The following is an 18899-nucleotide window of genomic DNA, read 5'->3' as shown; positions in this document are numbered from 1 at the left end:
CTCGTCGCGTCGATACGCAACCAAGGATGTCCGCTGCTACCTTAGCGACGGAGGGTGACGATCTCAGCAACACAGACTCGTGTGCGACATCGTTGCATCTCAACGGGACGCGCGATGGCTGCCCAATCCTGAGCGTAGCGGCATGCGTCGGCGGCGCATGACCTGCATGATTTGCGGGCTGCTTTGCGGTTCCGCGGCCGGACACCCGGTTTTTCCTCCTGGAACCGGGCAGGGCCGTCATTGCGCCCCGGCGCGTCATCGCATAAAGCGTGTTCCCAAATCGTTCAATTCAGCTCAAGCTCCTGGGCTAACCCACTGAAAGCTCAACGCTAATGGGAAAATCACTGATTCCGCCGGAGCCGGCGGAGATTCACGAGGTCGCGCTGCGCGAGGCGCTGGAGGAGCGCTATCTCGCCTACGCGCTCTCGACCATCATGCACCGGGCGTTGCCGGACGCGCGCGACGGCCTCAAGCCGGTGCACCGGCGCATCCTTTACGGCATGCGGCTGCTGCGGCTCGATCCCGGCACCGCGTTCAAGAAGTCCGCCAAGATCGTCGGCGACGTGATGGGCTCGTTCCATCCGCATGGCGACCAGGCGATCTACGACGCGATGGTCCGCCTCGCGCAGGACTTTTCCTCGCGCTATCCGCTGGTCGACGGCCAGGGCAATTTCGGCAACATCGACGGCGATAATCCGGCGGCCTATCGCTATACCGAAGCGCGCATGACCGACGTCGCGCGGCTGCTGCTCGAAGGCATCGACGAGGACGGCGTCGAGTTCCGGCCGAACTATGACGGCCAGTCCAAGGAGCCGGTGGTGCTGCCCGGCGGCTTCCCGAACCTGCTCGCCAACGGCGCGCAGGGCATCGCGGTGGGCATGGCGACCTCGATCCCGCCGCACAACGCCGCCGAGCTGTGTGACGCCGCGCTGCATCTGATCGAGAAGCCCGACGCCAAGTCGCGCGCGCTGCTGCGCTGGGTGAAGGGCCCGGACTTCCCGACCGGCGGCACCGTGATCGATTCAAAGGAATCGATCATCGAGGCCTACACCACCGGCCGCGGCTCGTTCCGCGTCCGCGCCAAGTGGAAGCAGGAGGAGGGCAACCGCGGCACCTGGATCGTCGTCATCACCGAGATTCCCTATCTCGTGCAGAAGTCGCGCCTGGTCGAGAAGATCGCCGAGTTGCTCAACGAGAAGAAGCTGCCGCTGGTCGGCGACGTCCGCGACGAATCCGCCGAGGACGTGCGGCTCGTCATCGAGCCGAAGTCGAAGAACGTCGATCCCGCGCTGATGATGGAATCGCTGTTCCGGCTCACCGACCTCGAGAGCAAGATTCCGCTGAACCTCAACGTGCTGATCAAGGGCAAGATTCCGAAGGTGGTCGGGCTTGCCGAGTGCCTGCGCGAATGGCTCGATCATCTGCGCGACGTGCTGCTGCGGCGCTCGAACTACCGCAAGAAGCAGATCGAGAACCGGCTGGAGATTCTCGGCGGCTACCTGATCGCCTACCTCAACATCGACGAGGTGATCAGGATCATCCGCACCGAGGACGAGCCGAAGCCGGTCCTGATGAAGACGTTCAAGCTCACCGAGGTCCAGGCCGAGGCCATCCTCAACATGCGCCTGCGTAGCTTGCGCAAGCTCGAGGAAATGGAGATCCGTACCGAGGACAAGAACCTGCGCGGCGAGCTGAAGGGCATCAACGCGCTGCTCGGTTCCGAGCAGCTGCAATGGGCCAAGGTCGGCGAGCAGGTCAAGACCGTGCGCGACCTGTTCGGGCCGAAGACGCCGCTCGGCAAGCGCCGCACCAATTTCGCCGACGCGCCCGAGCATGACCTCGCCGCGATCGAGGAGGCCTTCATCGAGCGTGAGCCGGTCACGGTCGTCGTCTCCGACAAGGGCTGGGTGCGTACGCTGAAAGGCCACGTCGCCGATCTCTCGAACCTGCAGTTCAAGACCGACGACCAGCTCGGCCAGGCGTTCTTTGCCGAGAATACGTCCAAGGTGCTGCTGTTTGCGAGCAACGGCAAGTTCTACTCGCTCGACGTCGGCAAGCTGCCCGGCGGCCGCGGCCATGGCGAGCCGATCCGCATGTTCATCGATCTCGACCAGGATGCCTCGATCGTGTCGATGTTCGTCACCAAGGGCGAGCGCAGGTTCCTGGTGGCGGCGTCCGACGGCCAGGGCTTCATCGTCAAGGAAGAGGATTGCGTCAGCAACACCCGCAAGGGCAAGCAGGTGCTGAACGTGACCGCACCGGCGGAAGCGCGCGCGATCACCACCGTCCAGGGCGATCAGGTCGCGGTCATCGGCACCAACCACAAGATGGTGGTGTTCGGGCTCGACCAGGTGCCGGAGATGGCGCGTGGCCGCGGCGTCCGGCTGCAGAAATACACCAGCGCGCAGCTGTCCGACGTCACGACGTTCGAGCAGAAGCAGGGGCTCGCCTGGAAGGATTCCGCCGGCCGCGACCAGGGCCTGAGCTGGAAGGAATTGGCCGACTACCGTGGCAACCGCGCCGATGCCGGCCGCATCGCGCAGGGCCTGCCGAAGTCGAACAAGTTCAACCGGCCGATCGAGTAGCGACGTAATAGTATCCGTCCGGCGGCCGTCTATATCAGACAGCGGGCGATCGCGAGGTGCGCGATCGCCCGGAGACATGTTGGATGGCGCACTCGCATTCTCATCATCCCGACCATGATCATTCCCATGATCATGGCTCCCCGCACGCCCATGGCCACGCCGGCCACAGCCACGCGCCCGCCAGCTTCGGCACGGCGTTCGCGATCGGCGTGTCGCTCAACACGGCCTTCGTCATCGCCGAGCTCATCTTCGGCTATGCCGCGCATTCGCTGGCGCTGATCTCGGACGCCGTCCACAATCTCTCCGACGTGATGTCGCTGCTCCTGGCCTGGGGCGCGCTGTGGCTGTCGGGCCGGCGGCCGACCGACCGCCACACCTATGGCTATCGCCGCGCCTCGATCCTGGCCGCGCTGATCAATGCCGGCCTGCTGCTGCTCGTGGTCGGCGGCATCGCCGTCGAGGCCTTCGACCGCCTGCGCAATCCGGACGAGGTCGCCGGCACGACCGTGCTGTGGGTGGCTGCGCTCGGCATCGTCATCAACGGCGCCACCGCGATGCTGTTCATGCGTGGCCGCGACACCGACCTCAATATTCGCGGCGCCTACCTGCACATGGCCGCCGACGCCGCCGTGTCGTTCGGCGTGGTCATCGCGGCGCTGGTGACGATCTGGACCGGATGGCTGTGGGTCGACCCGGTGGTCAGCCTGATCATCGCGCTCGTGGTGCTCCTGAGCGGCTGGGATCTCGCCCGCGACAGCGTCAATCTGGCGCTCGACGCCGTGCCGCGCGACATCGCCCTGCCGGCGGTACGCGATTATCTCGCCTCCCTCGACGGCGTCAGCGAGGTGCACGACCTCCACGTCTGGGCGATGAGCACCAACGAGACCGCGTTGACGGCGCATCTGGTAAGGGCAGGCGGAACGGATGATGCCTTCCTGCATCGCGTCTGCGCTGAGCTGTCCCATCGCTTCAATATCCAGCATCCCACCCTGCAGATCGAGGCCGATGGCTGCGCCTGCAAGCTCGCTCCCGCCGACGTGGTGTGAGCAGTACGCGAATGTGCCCTCGGCACGCAACGACTGGACAGCCCATGCCCGTGACGATCTTCCACAATCCCGCCTGCGGCACGTCGCGCAACACGCTCGCAATGATCCGCGCCTCGGGTGAGGAGCCCGAGGTGATCGAATATCTGAAGACGCCGCCGAGCCGCGAGCAGCTGATCGCGCTGATCAACGCGATGGGCGTCAAGGTGCGCGACGTGCTGCGCGAAAAGGGAACGCCCTATGCCGAGCTTGGGCTGGGCGATCCCAAATGGACCGACGACCAGCTGATCGAGGCGATGCTCGCGCACCCCATCCTGATCAACCGGCCGATCGTGGTGACCAGCAAGGGCGCGCGGCTCTGCCGCCCGTCCGAACTCGTGCTCGACCTGCTCGATCATCCCGTCTCCTCCTTCACCAAGGAGGACGGCGAGGTGGTGAGCCGGCCTGGCTGAAGCTTTCCGGATCGTGACGCGTTGGTGAGTTGAAACCATGGATACGGCGACCCGTCTCGAAGTGGCGAACTGGCTCGTGGCTCAGAGCCTGACCGGCATGCCGGAAAACGAGATCCTGCGCGGCTTCTGCAAGCGCTGCCGCGCGGCCGGACTCGAATTGTCACGCAGCCTCGCGATCATCGACACGCTGCATCCGATCTTCGAGGGGCGTGGCTTCCGCTGGAACGATTTCGACACGAACGAGGCCGACAGCTTCGAATATGGCTCCAGCAATGAGGGAGAGGCGGCACAGAACTGGCGGCGCTCGGTCTTCCACCACATGCTGGAGAACGGCCATGACGAGTTCAGCATCGACTTCCTGAATTGTGCGCATCTCGATTTTCCGATCATCGAGGAGCTTACCGCACAGGGGCATCGGCACTATCTCGCCTTCGTGCACCGGTTCGGCGAAGCCGGCACGCTCGGCCAGATGGACTGCTTCTATTCGAACTGGCTGACGCGGCGTGACGGCGGCTTCACCGACACGCAGGTCGGCGCATTGCGCGACCTTGTCCCGCTGCTCGCGCTGACGATCAAATCCGCGCAGCAGGTCGACATCGTGCGAACCCTTGGCCGCGTCTATCTCGGCCGCGATGCGTCGGAGCAGGTGCTGCGCGGCCGCATCTCCCGCGGTGTCACCGAGCGCATCAATGCCGTGCTGTGGTTCTCCGACCTGCGCAGCTCGACCGCGATCAGCGAGAGCATCTCGCCGGACGAGATCATCCCGCTGCTCAACGACTATGCGGAGGCGTCGATCGACGCGATCTACGAGTCCGGTGGCGACGTGCTGAAGCTGATCGGCGATGGCGTGCTGGCGATCTTCACCGGCGGCGACATGGCCTCGGCCCGTCACGCCGCGCTGCGCGCCGAGCATCGCTTTCGGCTGAACATCCTGAAGCTGAACGCACGGCGCGCCGGCGAGGGACGGCCTATCACCTCGGCCTATGTCGGCCTGCATGTCGGTGAGGTGTTCTACGGCAATATCGGCAGCGAGGACCGGCTCGACTTCACCGTCGTGGGACCGGCCGTCAACGAGGTCAGCCGCATCGCCTCGATGTGCCGCTCGGTCGATCGCGAACTGTTGGCATCCTCCGAATTCTGCGAGGGGCTCGACGGCGAAGGTCGGCGCTATCTGGTGTCGACCGGGCGCTACGCGCTGCGCGGCATCGGCCGCGCGCAGGATCTGTTCACGCTGGATCCGGACATTGCCGGCAGCGCCTCGGCCACGCGGGCCTACGAGAACTACCTGGCGGACGAGATGTCGCACCCTTGACCCACGTCAATGCCCAGCAGAAGCGAGTCTGCCCAGCATTCTCCGCCGGGAGATGAAAGCTCATGTACAAACATATTCTGCTGCCGACCGATGGCTCCGATCTGTCCAAGGCCGCGATCAAGCACGGCATCGCGCTCGCCAAGGCGACCGGCGCCAAGGTCACGGCGCTGGTGGTGTCGACGCCGCTGCATTCGCTGGTCGTCGATCCCCACGCTGCGACCAAGGCGCTCGCGCAATACAAGTCGTTGGTGGCCGATCAGACCGCGAAATATCTCGATCATGTGAAGGACGATGCCGAGCAGGCCGGCGTGGCCTGCGCCACGCTGTGCGTCGAGCACGACAAGCCCTATGAGGCGATCGTCGAGACCGCGCGCAAGCAGCATTGCGATCTGGTGCTGATGGCCTCGCACGGGCTGCGCGGCGTGTCGGCGATCCTGGGCAGCGAGACCTTGAAGGTGCTGACGCATTCGACCGTGCCGATCCTGGTCTATCGCTAGGCGGGCTGCGGCTCCGGCTGGCGCGCGATCGCGACGACCGGCGAGGCGAGGATGACGAGCGCCTGCAGGCCGAAGATGGCGGCGACGAGGTAGAGACAGATGTCGGCGCCGTAGCGGCCGCCGACGACCGCGCCGAGCAGCGAGCCCAGCGGACGGGCGCCGTAGCTCAGGATGTTGATGGCCGAGACCCGCCCGAGCAGGCCGGCCGGCGTCACCGACTGCCGCAGCGTCGTGGTCGAGATCACCCAGAGGATCGGCCCGGCGCCGAGCAGGAAGAAGCTGAGCGCGGCCAGGAGAGGCGAAGGGACGACCGTGGTGAGCGCCATCACCAGCGCTGCGGTGAAGCCGGTGACGGGGCCGAGCCCGATGACGGTGCCGAACGGCAGAAGCCGCATGATGCGCGTCGCCAGCAGCGCGCCGCACACCATGCCGATGCCGAACATCGACAACACCGTGCCGACGCCTCCCGCCGACAGGCCAAGCCGGTGCACGGCATAGGGCACGAACACCGCGAGCAGCAGGAAATGCGCCGTGTTGAAGATGAATTGGGTCACGAACACCGGCCGCAGCAACGGATGATGCAGCACGAAGGCGGCGCCTTCCCTGATGTCGGCGAGCGGATGGCGGCGCGGCACGGGCGCGCGAGCGGGCTCGGCGATGCCGGCCAGGCAGATGGCTGCGACCAGCGAGAGCGCCGCGGCGCAGCCGAAGGCGGGCGCGCCGCCGATCCAGCCGACCAGCACGCCGCCGAGCGCAGGCCCCGCCGCAAAGGCGATGGTGCGGGCAAGCTCGATGCGCGCATTGGCAGGCGCCAACTGGGCCGGGGCGACGAGGCTCGGCACCACGGCCGGCGCGGCGACGCTGAACACGACCGTGCCGCACACCGCTGCGAATCCGAGCGCCGCCAGCAGCGGCAGCGTGAGCACGCCGGCCGCCAAGGCGATGAGGATCGCGAGCAGCGCCAGCGCGCGAAGCGTCTCGGCCATGGCCATCAGCAGCCGTCGCGGCATCCGGTCGGCGAGCAGCCCCGCAGGGATCGCGAACAGCACGAAGGGCGCGGTCAGCGCCGTCTGCAGCAACCCGGTCTCGCCCTCGCCGACACCGAGCGCGAGCACCGCGACGATCGGTGCTGCGGCGAGCGCGATCTGCTCGGCCGATTGCGCGGTGAGGTTGGACCAGGCGAGGCGGTGGAAGGCGGCGGGCAGGGCGGAGGGAGACATGAACAGGAACCTGTTGTGATGATGCGGCCATCATCACTGCGCCGCCTCCTTGCGCCCACCCGCTTCCTGATCTCCTGCATCGCCCCTCGCGCGGCGGACGGCCTATGCCGCGGTCGGTGCCTCGGCCAATCCCCATTCCGGAGGCAGCGTGCGGAACGCCAGATGCGTGCCCGCATTCAGCGGCGCCGTCTTGAAGCCGAACCGGTGCCAGGCCAGCGCCAGCGCATGCTGGGTGTAGATCGAGATGTGGCCGTTGCGCGGCGCGACGTACCACCAGGACATGCCCTGGCTGTCGAAATCGTCCGGCTGGGTCAATGTGGAGTAGAACACCGCGCCGGGCTCGGCCACGCAGGCCGCCATGGCTCCGATCGTCGCCAGCGGATCGGGCACGTGCTCGAGGGTCTCGAAGCAGGTCACGAGATCGAACTTGCGATCGGGGCGGGTCGCGTGCTCGGCCACCATCGGATCATAGGTGACCGCTTCGGCAAAGCCTTGAGCGCGCAGGCCGGTGCAGAACAGGTCGTTGCCGCCGCCGAAGTCGAGCACCCGCATCCCGGCCTTGTGCGGCGCCCAGAAGCGGGCCACGGCCGCCGCATTGTCGGTTGGCCGCTTGATCCGATAGTCTGGATCCACGGCTTCGTAGCCGTCGTTGTAAATGTGGGTCTTGAACTGCTCGATGCCCCAGTCGTCGAAGGCGTCCGTAAACAGGAAGCCGCAATCCGAGCAGCGCCGGTAGTAGATCGGCACGCCGGCCAGCGGCGGGCGATGTGCATGGGCCGTCTGGCAGGGGCGGTTCATGTCGACCACGCCGTAGAGAGAGGCAGGACCGTCACAGATCTTGCAGGGCACGGGCGCGTTCGTGACCGGTCGGAGACCGAGTTGGGGGGAGAGCATGTTGGATCCCGTCAGTGGGGCAGTGGCACCCGTCGCCGGCGGCACGCCGCGAGGGCCGCGCGCGAATCGGCAGCAACAGGCTCTCGCGATGATGAAGCGGTATCGGAGGATTTCCAGCCTCTCTGCGAGGCGCAGCCATAGGCGGGAGACGCACTTGCAAATAAGTTGCATTAAAGCTCGGTTTCGTCCAGGATGATGTCATGGACGCAAAATCGTCAGACCTTTCGCAACTGCACGCCATGGTTCCGCCGAGCGACCGCCTGATGAACGCAGGCTGGCGCGGCGAGCGCGGCGATCCGTCGCTCGGCGACATGTTCGCGACGGTACGAACCGCAACAAAAGGGTCGCTCTGGCGGAAGCTGCTGGCCTTTCTCGGACCCGGTTACCTTGTCGCCGTCGGCTATATGGACCCCGGCAATTGGGCGACGTCGCTCGCCGGCGGTTCCAAATTCGGCTACGTCCTGCTCTCGGTCGCGCTGCTGTCCAACCTGATGGCGATCGTGCTGCAGTCGCTCTGCACGCGGCTCGGCGTCGCCACCGGCCGCGACCTCGCCCAGGCCTGTCGCGACTCCACCCCGCGCTGGGTCTCGGTGCCGCTGTGGCTGTCGGCGGAGATCGCGATCACCGCCACCGATCTCGCCGAGGTGATCGGCACAGCGATCGGTCTCAGCCTGCTGTTCGGGCTGCCGCTGTCGATCGGCGTCTGCGTCACCGCGCTCGATGTCTTCCTGATCCTGGCGCTGCAGGCGTTCGGCTTTCGCTGGATCGAGGCCTTCGTGGTCGCGCTGCTCGGCATCATCGCGCTGTGCTTCGCGATCCAGATCGCGATGGCCGAGCCCGACTGGGCCGAGGTGGTGAAGGGCTTCGTGCCCAGCGGTCAGCTGATCGCCAATCCGGAGATGCTCTATCTGGCGCTCGGCATTCTCGGCGCGACCGTGATGCCGCACAATTTGTATCTCCATTCGGGCCTGGTCCAGACGCGCGGCTACGGCGACAGCCCGGAGGACAAGCGCGAGGCGATCACGCTTTCCACGATCGATTCCACCATCGCGCTGTGCCTGGCGCTGACGATCAACGCCTCGATCCTGATCCTGGCGGCGGCAACGTTCCACCGTACCGGACAGCGCGACGTGGCCGAGCTCGACCAGGCGCATTCCTTCCTGGCGCCGCTCCTGGGATCGACGCTGGCACCGACGCTGTTTGCAATCGCGCTGTTGTGTTGCGGCCTGAACTCGACGATCACCGCGACCCTGTCCGGCCAGATCGTGATGGAAGGCTTCCTCCACTGGCGGATCGCGCCCTGGCTGCGCCGGCTGATCACGCGCATGATCGCGATCTTGCCGGCGGTGGTGGTGACGATCTGGGCCGGCGAGAAGGCGACCGGGCAGCTCCTGATCCTCAGTCAGGTCGTGCTCAGCCTGCAACTGCCGTTCGCCATCGTGCCGCTGGTGCTGCTCACCGCGAGCCGCGCCAAGATGGGGCAGTTCGTCGCGCCGCGCTGGCTGACGGCGATTGCGAGCCTGATCGCGGTGGTGATCATCGCGCTCAATGCCAAGCTGGTGTGGGATCTGGCGATAGGTTGATGGAGGCGAGTAGCGAATAGGGAGTAGCGAATAGCGGTCGTTCAAATCCCTATTCGCTACTCCCTATTCGCCATTCGCTTCTTCATTCCTGCGGCTCCGGCGCGGTGTCGCCCTCGGCATCCACGCGGAGCCATCCGGCCGCCGCGAGCCGCTGCTGCGGCAGATAGCGGCTCTTGTAGTCCATCTTTTTCGAGCCCTCGATCCAGTAGCCGAGATAGACGTAGGGCAGGCCCTGGCGCCGCGCCCGGGCGATGTGGTCGAGGATCATGAAGGTGCCGAGCGAGCGCGTGGTCTCCGACGGGTCGAAGAACGAGTACACCATCGACAGGCCGTCGCTGAGCACGTCCGTCAGCGCCACCGCGACCAGCTCGCCACCGCGGGCGTTCGGACCGTTGCTCAGATTGCGGCGGCGGTACTCGATGATTCGCGTCTCGACATGGCTGTCCTCGACCATCATTGCGTAATCGAGCACCGTCATGTCGGCCATGCCGCCATGGCGATGGCGCTGATCGAGATAGCCGCGGAAGATCGAATATTGCTCCGACGTCGGCACCGCGCTGCGCTGCTCGCCGACCAGATCGGAATTGCGCGCGAGCACCTTGCGGAAGTTGCGCGAGGGGCGGAATTCGTTGGCGATCACGCGGACGGACACGCAGGCGCGGCACTGGTCGCAGGCCGGCCGGTAGGCGATCGACTGGCTGCGGCGGAAGCCACCATGGGTCAGGAGGTCGTTGAGATCGGTCGCCTTGTCGCCGACCAGATGCGTGAACACCTTGCGCTCCTGCCGGCCCGGCAGATACGGGCAGGGCGATGGCGCGGTCAGGTAGAATTGCGGGGTGTCACGCGAATGCTGGGTCAAGGAACGTCGTGAGCCTCCAAGGCGATCATCAACAGAATTGCGCTCCGGAGGCGGCCGGTCAATCGCTTTTGCTGCGCCACCTGACGTCTCATCACATGCGAGCCGGTTCAACCAGCTGCGAGCGCACCGACGTGTTGATCACGACGGTGCCGAGCACGAAGTCGTGCAGCAGCCGGCGGCGGCCGTTGAACAGTCCGATCAGCAGCACGAGCGGCGACAACACCGAGACCGAGATCCAGAAGCAGACCGCATGCACGGCACCGAGCACAAAGTAGCCCGGCGCGCCGTACCAGGTCCGGAGCTCCAGATCCATCACCCGCATGCCGATCGTCGCCGAGCTCGGGCCGCCGATCGTGGCGCCGTAGTAGACGATCGCCCAGATCACCGAGGCCGGCGACACCAGCCAGAACAACGCCCAGCCGAGGCCCAGCGTGACCAGGCCGAACACGGCGATGAAGATCACCGCCAGGATCACCGGGACGGAGAGCACCAAGAGATCGATCAGGAATGCAATCATCCGCCGCGTCAGCACACCGCGAAACAATTCCGGCTGCTGATAGGGGTCGTAGGCGTGCGGCCGGGCACCGGCACCGCCATTGCTATCGCCTGAACCCATATACGCCATGAAACTGCCCTCCGGATTGGCTCAGAGGACATGGGAACCCCACTTCCGCTTGCAAGAGCCGTTCGTGCATGGGGCGCGGCAAATTTCCGGCGATTTCGCGATTTGCAAGCCCGCTTGTAAGCCGGCGCGCGCGCATAGTCGGCGCGCCCGGAAGACCGCCGCAGACCCAGATCCCGAGGCGCCCGCTCAGCGCTGCTGCCGCAGCCGCTCGGCAGCCTGCGGGGCGAAATAGGTGAGCACACCGTCGGCGCCGGCGCGCTTGAAGGCGAGCAGGCTCTCCATCATCGCCCGGTCGCCGTCGATCCAGCCATTGTTGGCGGCCGCCGCGATCATCGCGTATTCGCCCGACACCTGATAGGCGAAGGTCGGCATGCTGAAGGTGTCCTTCACGCGCCTGACGACGTCGAGATAGGGCATGCCCGGCTTCACCATCACCATGTCGGCGCCCTCGGCGATGTCGAGCTCGACCTCGCGCAACGCCTCGTCGGAGTTGGCGCTGTCCATCTGGTAGGTCCGCTTGTCGCCGGTGAGCGTCTTGGCCGAGCCGATCGCGTCGCGGAACGGGCCGTAGAAGGCGGAGGCATATTTGGCCGCATAGGCCATGATCTGCACGTCGAGGAAGCCGGCCTGATCCAGCGCCTGGCGGATCGCGCCGACCCGGCCGTCCATCATGTCCGACGGCGCGATGATGTCGCAACCGGCCTCGGCCTGCACGAGGGCCTGGCGCACCAGCACCGCGACCGTCTCGTCGTTGAGGATGCGGCCGTCCCGGATCAAGCCGTCATGGCCGTGGCTGGTGAACGGATCGAGCGCGACGTCGCAGAGCACGCCGATCTCCGGAAACTCCTTCTTGATCGCGCGCACCGCCTGGCAAACCAGATTGTCCGGGTTGCAGGCCTCGGAGCCGTGCTCGTCGCGCAGCGACGGCTCGGTGTAGGGGAACAGGGCGATGCAGGGGATGTCGAGCTTGGCGGCACGTTCGGCATCGCGGACGATCTCGTCGACGCTGAGCCGTTCCACGCCCGGCATCGATGCGACCGTGCTGCGGGTCCGATCGCCCTGCACCACGAACAGGGGCCAGATCAGATCGTCCGTCGTGAGCACGTTCTCACGCACCAGCCGACGCGCCCACTCGGCCTTGCGGTTGCGGCGGGGGCGGATGGTGAGATCGAGCGCCGGTGTCGGTGCAGTGGCCGGGTTGCGCGCGCTGTCGCGCAGGTCGATCGGGCGCCCGAATTTGATCGCCATGGGGTGCTGGCTCCTTGAGCTGGCCGGCGAGCCGGAGGATTTGATTTGTTGTAATTCCAACAATCTGTAGCACTTCGGCCGCCGCCCGTCACTTGACCTGACGCAAGCGGCCCGGTTGATTTCCGGTCCGGTTGATTTCACGGTGCCGGCCGGCCAAGAATCGCCATGCTCCTGGTCTTGAGAGGCCCTAATGACGACCTGCCTGTTCTGCTCGAGCTGCCATGGCTGAGATTCCCTCGGCGCGAGATCTGGCGCGTGACAACGCCGCCATGTCGATTGCCGCCATGTCCTCGGATCGGCGCGAGAGCGACGATAATGTCTGGACGCGGCGGCTGGTGCTGTTCCTGCGGGTCATGGCCATGCTCTCGATCGCCAAGGGCCTTTATCATTGGGCCCAGGTGACCGGCTTCATCGGCGGCGAGGACGACGCGTTCGAGAACCAGGCGATGGCCTGGCAGGCGGCGACGGTCTATTTCGCGGTGATCGAACTCGTCGCCGCGGTCGGCCTGTGGCTGGCGACGCCGTGGGGCGCGGTGGTGTGGCTCACCACGGTCGTGTCGATGGCGGTCATCGAGCTGATGTTCCCCGGCATCTATGGCGGCAATCTGCTGGTGGTCGCGGGCGAGGCGATCATGCTCGCCGCCTACCTCGTGCTGGCCTGGATGGCGGCCCGCGAGCGGCCACCGTAGGTGGTGAGGAAAATTCGTTGCACGCTGTAAATCCTCTCAGCGCGATGCAAGTAATGTTTCGAACACCTTAAGAGCGCCTGCCACAGCCGTTACACAGACCTTAGCGGTGGGAACTGCACCTGTTTTGGAATGTGACAGGGGGTGAAACAGAGCGCGAACATTGCCCGTCGTCCGTCAACGGACCCTTGCAAAAGCCCCTGTAATCACTGGATTAAAAGAGGATTCACTCTCCGCGATTCATTCTCTCTTTATGCTCTTATTTAAGGCGATCTTCAAAGCACGCCCCTTAAGTTCGTTCTATCAGACGGGACAAAAGTTTCGTCGAATAAGTCGACAAAAACGACGACAGGGGAAGTGTCATGATGAAAGCCGTTGCGACGGCCGTGGAGACTGCTGCGCCGGGCCAGGGCGGCACCGTCCAGTCGCTCTATCTGGAAGCTCTGACGCTGGTGGAGCGGCTGCATCGCCGCCTGCTCGACGTCATCAAGGACGAGTTCGACCGCCGTGGTCGTTCCGACATCAATTCGGTCCAGGCGCTGCTGCTCTATAACATCGGCGACAAGGAGCTGACCGCGGGCGAGCTGCGCACGCGCGGCTACTATCTCGGCTCCAACGTCTCCTACAACCTGAAGAAGCTCGTCGAGCTCGGCTTCCTTGATCACCAGCGCTCGCGCGTCGATCGCCGCTCGGTCCGCATCCGCCTGACCCCCCAGGGCCAGGAGATCCGCCGCATCGTCGACTCGCTGTATCAGAAGCACGTCAAGACCGTGGAGCAGGTCGGCGGCATTTCGAGCGAGGAGTTCTCAACGCTCAACAAGTCGCTGCACCGCCTCGAGCGGTTCTGGACCGACCAGATCCTGTATCGTCTCTGAGCCGGCTTCATCGTTTCGGCTGATCCGGCCTCAGACATCGAGAGCCAAGACCGGACAGCCCTCGATCCTCTGAGTTCGACCTTGCGTCGGCCCCTGCTGGGGCCGGCGCTTTTTTCTTTTGTCGTGGCTCACTTCGTTCGCTGTTGCGAAAAACATCCACTCCGAACTGGAACCAATATCGCCTCCTCGGACTTGTCTCCCGCGGAGGTCGGGTGATGCTGCACGATTACGGAATGCAGGTCATGAACGTGGAGCTGGTGAGCGACGCCTATGCGATCGCGGCCAACTACCTGCGGTTGTCGGGGGCGATGACGGATACCATCACGCCGAACGAGCAGCTCGTCGACATGATCGTACAGCTGATTCACCGCGGAGAATTCAACAAGCTCAGACTCGCGAACAAGGCGATCTCGATGTTCGAGATGGCCTCTGCGGCCTGACCATCAAGAGGGGATGATATGGAAGCTGCCATCGATCGGATCATGCATACCTACGACCTGCTGGCGAACCGCACCGCGGCGGCCAGCGAGGAAGCGCGGCGCAAGGTCAGCGCCTACATCCAGACCTTGTTCGAAGCCGGCGAGCGTGACCCGCATCGTCTCACGGTGTGCGGCCTGACCTACCTGCGCCAGCTCGACGGCCGCGTCGATCCGGTGAAGGCCGGCTACACCGGCCTCTGATGTCATCGGCGCGCGATGGCTCGCGCGCTTGCCTCATGATACCGACAACCTGTATGAGACCGTCAGGTTTCATGCAGGTTGTTTATTTTTGGGGGATCGATGCGTTTGGTGTCCCGAGTTATTGCCACGGTGGGACTCTTGGCCTTCGCGTGCGGCGAGCTGAGTCTGCCCACGAGGAGCATGGCTGAGACGGTCTGGCCCCAGAAGGGACCGAACAGTCGAGAAGCGCTGGCCAGAGTTGCAGCCTGCGCGGAGACGACGATCACGAAAATTGCTGGTCGGTTCGATGAGCCGCTGTCGCCGACCCCGTTCAAGCTCGGCGAGAAGCTCGACGAGTATGGTGAGCCCATAATGGATCAGGGCGTCCACGTGCTGTACCAGAACGGCGCCGAGCAGATCGACTCGGCATGGAATGCCGCCGTCGCGCATTCCAAACTGGGCGATCCCGTGCGGCTCTGCACCGTCTGGAAGCCGAAGAAATGCCCGCCCGGCGATGACCGGGGACGAATCTACAAGGCGACCAATCTCCGGACCAAGAAAACCTGGCAGATGTCGGAAAGCTGGCACTCCTGTGGCGGGGCCTGAGCAGGGGGCTTGCTCCAGCGGCCGTCCACCATATCTGGCGCAAATATCCGGTTTGACCCGCAACCGCTTGGTCTGTCCCTTGGCCTGCCGCCGCCCGTATGGTAAGGGCAGGGGTCTTTTCCGACCGCCTTCACTGAACCGACCGCCGGCCGCCCAAGGCCTTGCGGACGTGGAGATATTCCGCCGATGACCGCTTCCAGCGCCAAGCCCGCCTCGTCAGTCGATTCCTTCTTCTCCGCCACCCTGGCCGAGGCCGATCCCGAGATCGCTGCCGCCATCAAGGGTGAACTCGGTCGACAACGACACGAGATCGAGCTGATCGCTTCGGAGAACATCGTCAGCCGCGCGGTCCTGGAAGCCCAGGGCTCGGTGATGACCAACAAGTATGCCGAGGGCTACCCGGGCGCGCGCTATTATGGCGGCTGCGAATGGGTCGACGTCGCCGAGAACCTCGCGATCGACCGCGCCAAGAAGCTGTTCGGTGCCAATTTCGCCAACGTCCAGCCGAACTCGGGCAGCCAGATGAACCAGGCGGTGTTCCTGGCGCTGCTGCAGCCCGGCGACACCTTCATGGGCCTCGACCTCGCCGCCGGCGGCCATCTGACCCACGGTTCGCCGGTCAACATGTCCGGCAAGTGGTTCAAGGCCGCGCACTACACCGTGCGCCGCGACGACCACCTGATCGACATGGATGCGGTCGCCAGGCAGGCCGAGGAGGTCAAGCCGAAGCTGATCATCGCTGGCGGCAGCGCCTATTCGCGCCCGTGGGATTTCAAGCGCTTCCGCGAGATCGCCGACAGCGTCGGCGCCTATCTGCTGGTCGACATGGCGCACTTCGCCGGTCTCGTTGCGGGTGGCGTCCATGCCTCCCCAGTGCCCTACGCTCACGTCACCACGACCACCACGCACAAGTCGCTGCGCGGTCCGCGCGGCGGCCTCATCCTGTGGAACGACGAGCAGTTCACCAAGAAATTCAACTCGGCGATCTTCCCGGGCCTGCAGGGCGGCCCGCTGATGCACGTGATCGCGGCCAAGGCGGTGGCCTTTGCCGAGGCGCTGCGGCCCGAGTTCAAGGTCTACGCGAAGAACATCGTCGAGAACGCGAAGGCGCTGGCGGAATCGCTGCGCGCCCAGGGCTTCGACATCGTCTCCGGCGGCACCGACAACCATCTGATGCTGGTCGACCTCCGGCCGAAGAGCCTGAAGGGCAACGTCTCGGAGAAGGCGCTGGTCCGCGCCGGCATCACCTGCAACAAGAACGGCATTCCGTTCGACCCCGAGAAGCCGTTCGTCACCTCCGGCCTGCGACTCGGTACGCCGGCCGCGACCACCCGTGGCTTCGGCGTCGCTGAATTCCAGCAGGTCGGCAGCCTGATCGCCGAGGTGCTGAACGCGATCGCGCAGGCGCCGGACGGCAGCGCGCCGCTGGTGGAAGCTGCGGTCAAGGCGAAGGTGAAGGCGCTGACCGACCGGTTCCCGATCTATCAGTAAGGCTTGAAGCCACGATGCGCTGCCCGAGCTGCAACAGCCTCGATACGCAGGTGAAGGACTCCCGCCCCACCGAGGATTCCTCGGTGATCCGGCGGCGGCGGGTCTGCGTCACCTGCAACTTCCGCTTCACGACCTTCGAGCGGGTGCAGCTGCGCGAACTCACCGTCATCAAGCGCAATGGCCGCCGCGTGCCGTTCGATCGCGACAAGCTGATGCGCTCGGTGCAGATCTCGCTGCGCAAGCGCTCGGTCGATCCTGAAAGGGTCGAGAAGATGGTCTCGGCGATCGTGCGCGAGCTCGAGAGCGGCGGCGAGTCCGAGGTGTCCTCGGAGGCGATCGGCGAGATCGTGATGGAGCATCTGCGCGATCTCGACGACGTCGCTTATGTCCGCTTCGCCTCGGTGTACCGCAATTTCCGGGAGGCCAAGGACTTCGAGGCCGTGCTCGGCGAGCTCTCGGCCGAGGACGAGACGCCGCGGCTGGCGCCGGTCCGCAAATGATCTTCCGGGTCCTGGTCGATCAGGTCGGCGAGAAGCTGAAGGCGCAGAAGGACGCCGACCGCCGCTTCATGCAGCTCGCGCTGTCGCTCGGCCGTCGCGGGCAGGGGCGGACCTGGCCTAACCCGGCGGTCGGCGCCGTCGTGGTCAAGGACGGCGTCATCATCGGCCGCGGCTGGACCCAGCCCGGTGGACGCCCTCATGGCGAGCCCGAGGCCTTGAATCGCGCCGGCAAGGCCGCGAAGGGCGCCACACTCTATGTGACGCTGGAGCCATGCTCGCATTTCGGCAAGTCGCCGCCTTGCGTGGACGCCGTCATCGCAGCCGGAATCAGCCGCGTCGTGTCGGCGATCGAGGATCCCAATCCGGAGGTCGCAGGGCAGGGGCATGCCAAGCTCCGCGCTGCCGGTATCCAGGTTGAAGTCGGCCTCTGCTCGGCGGACGCCAAGCGCGACCATGCTGGCCATTTCCGGCGCATCCGCGATGGCCGGCCGCATGTGATCCTGAAGCTTGCCGTCTCGGCCGACGACAAGATTGCAGCCGCGGGCAACAAGCCGGTCGCGATCACCGGCGAGGCGGCGCGGACGCGCGTGCATGTGTTGCGTGCCCAGAGTGACGCGATCCTGATCGGCGTGCGCACCGCGATCGCCGATGATCCGCTGCTGACCTGCCGGCTGCCCGGCATGGAGGCCCGCTCGCCGGTACGCGTGGTGCTCGATCCGATGTTGCGGCTGCCCATGACCAGCCGTTTGGTGCAATCAGCGCGAACCACGCCGCTCTGGATGGTCGCGTCAGCGCTTGCCGAGCCCGCGGCGGCGACCAAGCTCGGTGCTGCCGGTGCCCAGGTGATCCGCGTGCCGCCGCAGGCCGAGCCCTCGGCGCTGGAGCCCCCCGCCGTGCTCAAGGCGCTGGCTGAGAAGGGCATCACCCGCCTGATGATCGAGGGCGGCAGCCGCGTCGCCTCATCCTTCATGGCGAGTGGCCTGGTCGATGAAATCTGGCTGCTGCGCGGTCCCGGCGAGATCGGGGCCGACGGCATCGCTGCGCTGGACGCATTGCCGCTGACCGCAATCACGCAGTCGCCGGCCTATCGCGTTCGTGCTAGCGAAACGCTCGATCCCGACACCCTTACGATTTACGAGCGCGCGTAATGTTTACCGGCATCGTCACCGACATCGGCGAGATCGCCAGCCTGACGCCGCGGACCGAGGGCAAGCTGCACCGGCTGCGCATTGCCTGCCATTATGACCAGGCCAGCATCGCCGATGGCGCATCCATCGCCAACAATGGCGTCTGCCTCACGGTCGTGCAGTCCGGCGTCACCGATGGGAAGACCTGGTTCGAGGTCGACGCCGCAGCAGAGACGCTGGCACTGACCACGGCCAAGCACTGGCGCGTCGGCACAAAGCTGAACCTCGAGCGGGCCCTGAAGATCGGCGACGAGCTCGGTGGCCACATCGTCGCAGGCCATGTCGACGGCATCGCGACCATCGTCAGCCGCGACGACCTGCCGGATATGGCGCGGTTCGTGCTGAAGACAACGCGGGATCTGGCGCGCTTCATCGCCACCAAGGGCTCAGTCACCCTCGACGGCGTCTCGCTCACGGTCAACACGGTCGACGAACTGGCCTTCTCGGTGCTGATCATTCCGCATACGCTGTCGGTCACGACGCTGTCGTCCTGGCAGGCCGGCGGCGAGGTCAATCTCGAGGTCGACCTGATGGCGCGCTATGCCGCGCGCCTCACGGAAATGAAGTAGCCTCGAAG

General features: G+C 65.6%; 20 protein-coding genes. 15 read left to right on the top strand and 5 right to left on the bottom strand.

Annotated features, from left to right (window positions below; all coding sequences use genetic code 11):
- The first annotated feature begins 332 nt into the window (after nt 1-332).
- The 5 genes from parC to ACQR1X_RS18450 all read left to right on the top strand — a co-directional run bounded on the left by parC (nt 333) and on the right by ACQR1X_RS18450 (nt 5889).
- A complete protein-coding gene (parC, locus tag ACQR1X_RS18470; RefSeq protein ID WP_315805841.1) occupies nt 333-2585 on the top strand; it encodes a DNA topoisomerase IV subunit A in 2253 nt (750 codons plus the stop codon).
- An 83-nt stretch (nt 2586-2668) separates the two neighbouring features.
- The gene (locus tag ACQR1X_RS18465; RefSeq protein WP_315805840.1) at nt 2669-3631 is read left to right on the top strand and encodes a cation diffusion facilitator family transporter; all 963 of its coding nucleotides are present in this window, start codon (nt 2669-2671) and stop codon (nt 3629-3631) included.
- A gap of 44 nt (nt 3632-3675) precedes the next feature.
- Entirely contained in the window at nt 3676-4080 is a 405-nt protein-coding gene (arsC, locus tag ACQR1X_RS18460; RefSeq protein ID WP_315805839.1) for an arsenate reductase (glutaredoxin), read from the top strand.
- A 37-nt stretch (nt 4081-4117) separates the two neighbouring features.
- Nucleotides 4118-5392, top strand: a complete 1275-nt coding sequence (locus ACQR1X_RS18455) for an adenylate/guanylate cyclase domain-containing protein (protein WP_434899329.1) — start codon at nt 4118-4120, stop codon at nt 5390-5392.
- Nucleotides 5393-5454: 62 nt separating this feature from the next.
- Nucleotides 5455-5889, top strand: coding sequence for a universal stress protein (locus ACQR1X_RS18450; RefSeq protein WP_315805837.1), 435 nt, complete (start codon nt 5455-5457; stop codon nt 5887-5889).
- Here ACQR1X_RS18450 and ACQR1X_RS18445 read toward each other — a convergent pair.
- Nucleotides 5886-7109 (bottom strand): MFS transporter, encoded by a 1224-nt coding sequence (locus ACQR1X_RS18445; RefSeq protein ID WP_316181548.1) that lies wholly within the window; start codon nt 7107-7109, stop codon nt 5886-5888. The two genes, ACQR1X_RS18450 and ACQR1X_RS18445, sit on opposite strands and share 4 nt — an antisense overlap.
- A 102-nt stretch (nt 7110-7211) precedes the next feature.
- Entirely contained in the window at nt 7212-8003 is a 792-nt protein-coding gene (locus tag ACQR1X_RS18440) for a class I SAM-dependent methyltransferase (RefSeq protein WP_315805835.1), read from the bottom strand.
- Between the two features lie 200 nt (nt 8004-8203).
- On the opposite strand from ACQR1X_RS18440, the gene ACQR1X_RS18435 reads away from it, so the two are divergent.
- Nucleotides 8204-9586, top strand: a complete 1383-nt coding sequence (locus tag ACQR1X_RS18435; RefSeq protein ID WP_434899328.1) for an Nramp family divalent metal transporter — start codon at nt 8204-8206, stop codon at nt 9584-9586.
- 82 nt (nt 9587-9668) lie between these two features.
- Here the strand turns inward: ACQR1X_RS18435 and ACQR1X_RS18430 are convergent, their stop codons facing one another.
- The 3 genes from ACQR1X_RS18430 to hemB form a co-directional block, all read right to left on the bottom strand.
- The gene (locus ACQR1X_RS18430) at nt 9669-10445 is read right to left on the bottom strand and encodes an arginyltransferase (protein WP_315720511.1); all 777 of its coding nucleotides are present in this window, start codon (nt 10443-10445) and stop codon (nt 9669-9671) included.
- A 91-nt stretch (nt 10446-10536) separates the two neighbouring features.
- Nucleotides 10537-11070 (bottom strand): RDD family protein, encoded by a 534-nt coding sequence (locus tag ACQR1X_RS18425; protein WP_434899327.1) that lies wholly within the window; start codon nt 11068-11070, stop codon nt 10537-10539.
- Between the two features lie 186 nt (nt 11071-11256).
- Nucleotides 11257-12318 carry a porphobilinogen synthase gene (gene hemB, locus ACQR1X_RS18420; RefSeq protein ID WP_434899326.1) on the bottom strand — a complete coding sequence of 354 codons (1062 nt, stop codon included), beginning with the start codon at nt 12316-12318 and terminating at the stop codon, nt 11257-11259.
- A gap of 221 nt (nt 12319-12539) precedes the next feature.
- Between hemB and ACQR1X_RS18415 the strand changes: the two genes are divergently transcribed.
- The 9 genes from ACQR1X_RS18415 to ACQR1X_RS18375 all read left to right on the top strand — a co-directional run bounded on the left by ACQR1X_RS18415 (nt 12540) and on the right by ACQR1X_RS18375 (nt 18891).
- The gene (locus ACQR1X_RS18415) at nt 12540-13007 is read left to right on the top strand and encodes a DUF6163 family protein (RefSeq protein ID WP_315711435.1); all 468 of its coding nucleotides are present in this window, start codon (nt 12540-12542) and stop codon (nt 13005-13007) included.
- A 359-nt stretch (nt 13008-13366) separates the two neighbouring features.
- Nucleotides 13367-13879, top strand: coding sequence for a transcriptional regulator LdtR (ldtR, locus tag ACQR1X_RS18410; protein ID WP_008962376.1), 513 nt, complete (start codon nt 13367-13369; stop codon nt 13877-13879).
- Between the two features lie 215 nt (nt 13880-14094).
- Nucleotides 14095-14319, top strand: coding sequence for a hypothetical protein (locus ACQR1X_RS18405; protein ID WP_315805831.1), 225 nt, complete (start codon nt 14095-14097; stop codon nt 14317-14319).
- An 18-nt stretch (nt 14320-14337) separates the two neighbouring features.
- Complete coding sequence (locus ACQR1X_RS18400) at nt 14338-14559, top strand: hypothetical protein (RefSeq protein WP_006612770.1); 222 nt, start codon at nt 14338-14340, stop codon at nt 14557-14559.
- A gap of 180 nt (nt 14560-14739) precedes the next feature.
- Nucleotides 14740-15144 (top strand): hypothetical protein, encoded by a 405-nt coding sequence (locus ACQR1X_RS18395; protein ID WP_316181543.1) that lies wholly within the window; start codon nt 14740-14742, stop codon nt 15142-15144.
- Between the two features lie 186 nt (nt 15145-15330).
- Nucleotides 15331-16635: a serine hydroxymethyltransferase gene (gene glyA / locus ACQR1X_RS18390; RefSeq protein WP_316181541.1), complete on the top strand. Its 1305-nt coding sequence runs from the start codon at nt 15331-15333 to the stop codon at nt 16633-16635.
- Between the two features lie 14 nt (nt 16636-16649).
- Nucleotides 16650-17135: a transcriptional regulator NrdR gene (gene nrdR, locus ACQR1X_RS18385; protein ID WP_011927287.1), complete on the top strand. Its 486-nt coding sequence runs from the start codon at nt 16650-16652 to the stop codon at nt 17133-17135.
- Complete coding sequence (ribD, locus tag ACQR1X_RS18380) at nt 17132-18283, top strand: bifunctional diaminohydroxyphosphoribosylaminopyrimidine deaminase/5-amino-6-(5-phosphoribosylamino)uracil reductase RibD (RefSeq protein ID WP_316181539.1); 1152 nt, start codon at nt 17132-17134, stop codon at nt 18281-18283. The genes nrdR and ribD overlap by 4 nt, the downstream gene beginning before the upstream one ends.
- The gene (locus tag ACQR1X_RS18375) at nt 18283-18891 is read left to right on the top strand and encodes a riboflavin synthase (protein WP_315805827.1); all 609 of its coding nucleotides are present in this window, start codon (nt 18283-18285) and stop codon (nt 18889-18891) included. Before ribD ends, ACQR1X_RS18375 begins: the two co-directional genes overlap by 1 nt.
- The last annotated feature ends 8 nt before the right edge of the window (nt 18892-18899 follow it).

The organism is Bradyrhizobium sp. HKCCYLRH3073 (genome assembly GCF_051167995.1).
Taxonomy (GTDB): Bacteria; Pseudomonadota; Alphaproteobacteria; order Rhizobiales; family Xanthobacteraceae; genus Bradyrhizobium.
Note: the sequence above shows the minus strand (reverse complement) of the source record. Positions and strands in the feature narration are given on the sequence as shown.

Coding starts and splice junctions, on each gene's coding strand:
- ACQR1X_RS18425 (WP_434899327.1), bottom strand. CDS start 11,070: ATGGCGTATATGGGTTCAGGCGATAGCAATGGCGGTGCCGGTGCCCGG.
- ACQR1X_RS18435 (WP_434899328.1), top strand. CDS start 8,204: ATGGACGCAAAATCGTCAGACCTTTCGCAACTGCACGCCATGGTTCCG.
- hemB (WP_434899326.1), bottom strand. CDS start 12,318: ATGGCGATCAAATTCGGGCGCCCGATCGACCTGCGCGACAGCGCGCGC.
- ACQR1X_RS18445 (WP_316181548.1), bottom strand. CDS start 7,109: ATGTCTCCCTCCGCCCTGCCCGCCGCCTTCCACCGCCTCGCCTGGTCC.
- parC (WP_315805841.1), top strand. CDS start 333: ATGGGAAAATCACTGATTCCGCCGGAGCCGGCGGAGATTCACGAGGTC.
- ACQR1X_RS18440 (WP_315805835.1), bottom strand. CDS start 8,003: ATGCTCTCCCCCCAACTCGGTCTCCGACCGGTCACGAACGCGCCCGTG.
- ldtR (WP_008962376.1), top strand. CDS start 13,367: ATGATGAAAGCCGTTGCGACGGCCGTGGAGACTGCTGCGCCGGGCCAG.
- ACQR1X_RS18395 (WP_316181543.1), top strand. CDS start 14,740: ATGGCTGAGACGGTCTGGCCCCAGAAGGGACCGAACAGTCGAGAAGCG.
- ACQR1X_RS18415 (WP_315711435.1), top strand. CDS start 12,540: ATGGCTGAGATTCCCTCGGCGCGAGATCTGGCGCGTGACAACGCCGCC.
- arsC (WP_315805839.1), top strand. CDS start 3,676: ATGCCCGTGACGATCTTCCACAATCCCGCCTGCGGCACGTCGCGCAAC.
- nrdR (WP_011927287.1), top strand. CDS start 16,650: ATGCGCTGCCCGAGCTGCAACAGCCTCGATACGCAGGTGAAGGACTCC.
- ACQR1X_RS18400 (WP_006612770.1), top strand. CDS start 14,338: ATGGAAGCTGCCATCGATCGGATCATGCATACCTACGACCTGCTGGCG.
- ACQR1X_RS18455 (WP_434899329.1), top strand. CDS start 4,118: ATGGATACGGCGACCCGTCTCGAAGTGGCGAACTGGCTCGTGGCTCAG.
- ribD (WP_316181539.1), top strand. CDS start 17,132: ATGATCTTCCGGGTCCTGGTCGATCAGGTCGGCGAGAAGCTGAAGGCG.
- ACQR1X_RS18450 (WP_315805837.1), top strand. CDS start 5,455: ATGTACAAACATATTCTGCTGCCGACCGATGGCTCCGATCTGTCCAAG.
- glyA (WP_316181541.1), top strand. CDS start 15,331: ATGACCGCTTCCAGCGCCAAGCCCGCCTCGTCAGTCGATTCCTTCTTC.
- ACQR1X_RS18465 (WP_315805840.1), top strand. CDS start 2,669: ATGGCGCACTCGCATTCTCATCATCCCGACCATGATCATTCCCATGAT.
- ACQR1X_RS18375 (WP_315805827.1), top strand. CDS start 18,283: ATGTTTACCGGCATCGTCACCGACATCGGCGAGATCGCCAGCCTGACG.
- ACQR1X_RS18405 (WP_315805831.1), top strand. CDS start 14,095: ATGCTGCACGATTACGGAATGCAGGTCATGAACGTGGAGCTGGTGAGC.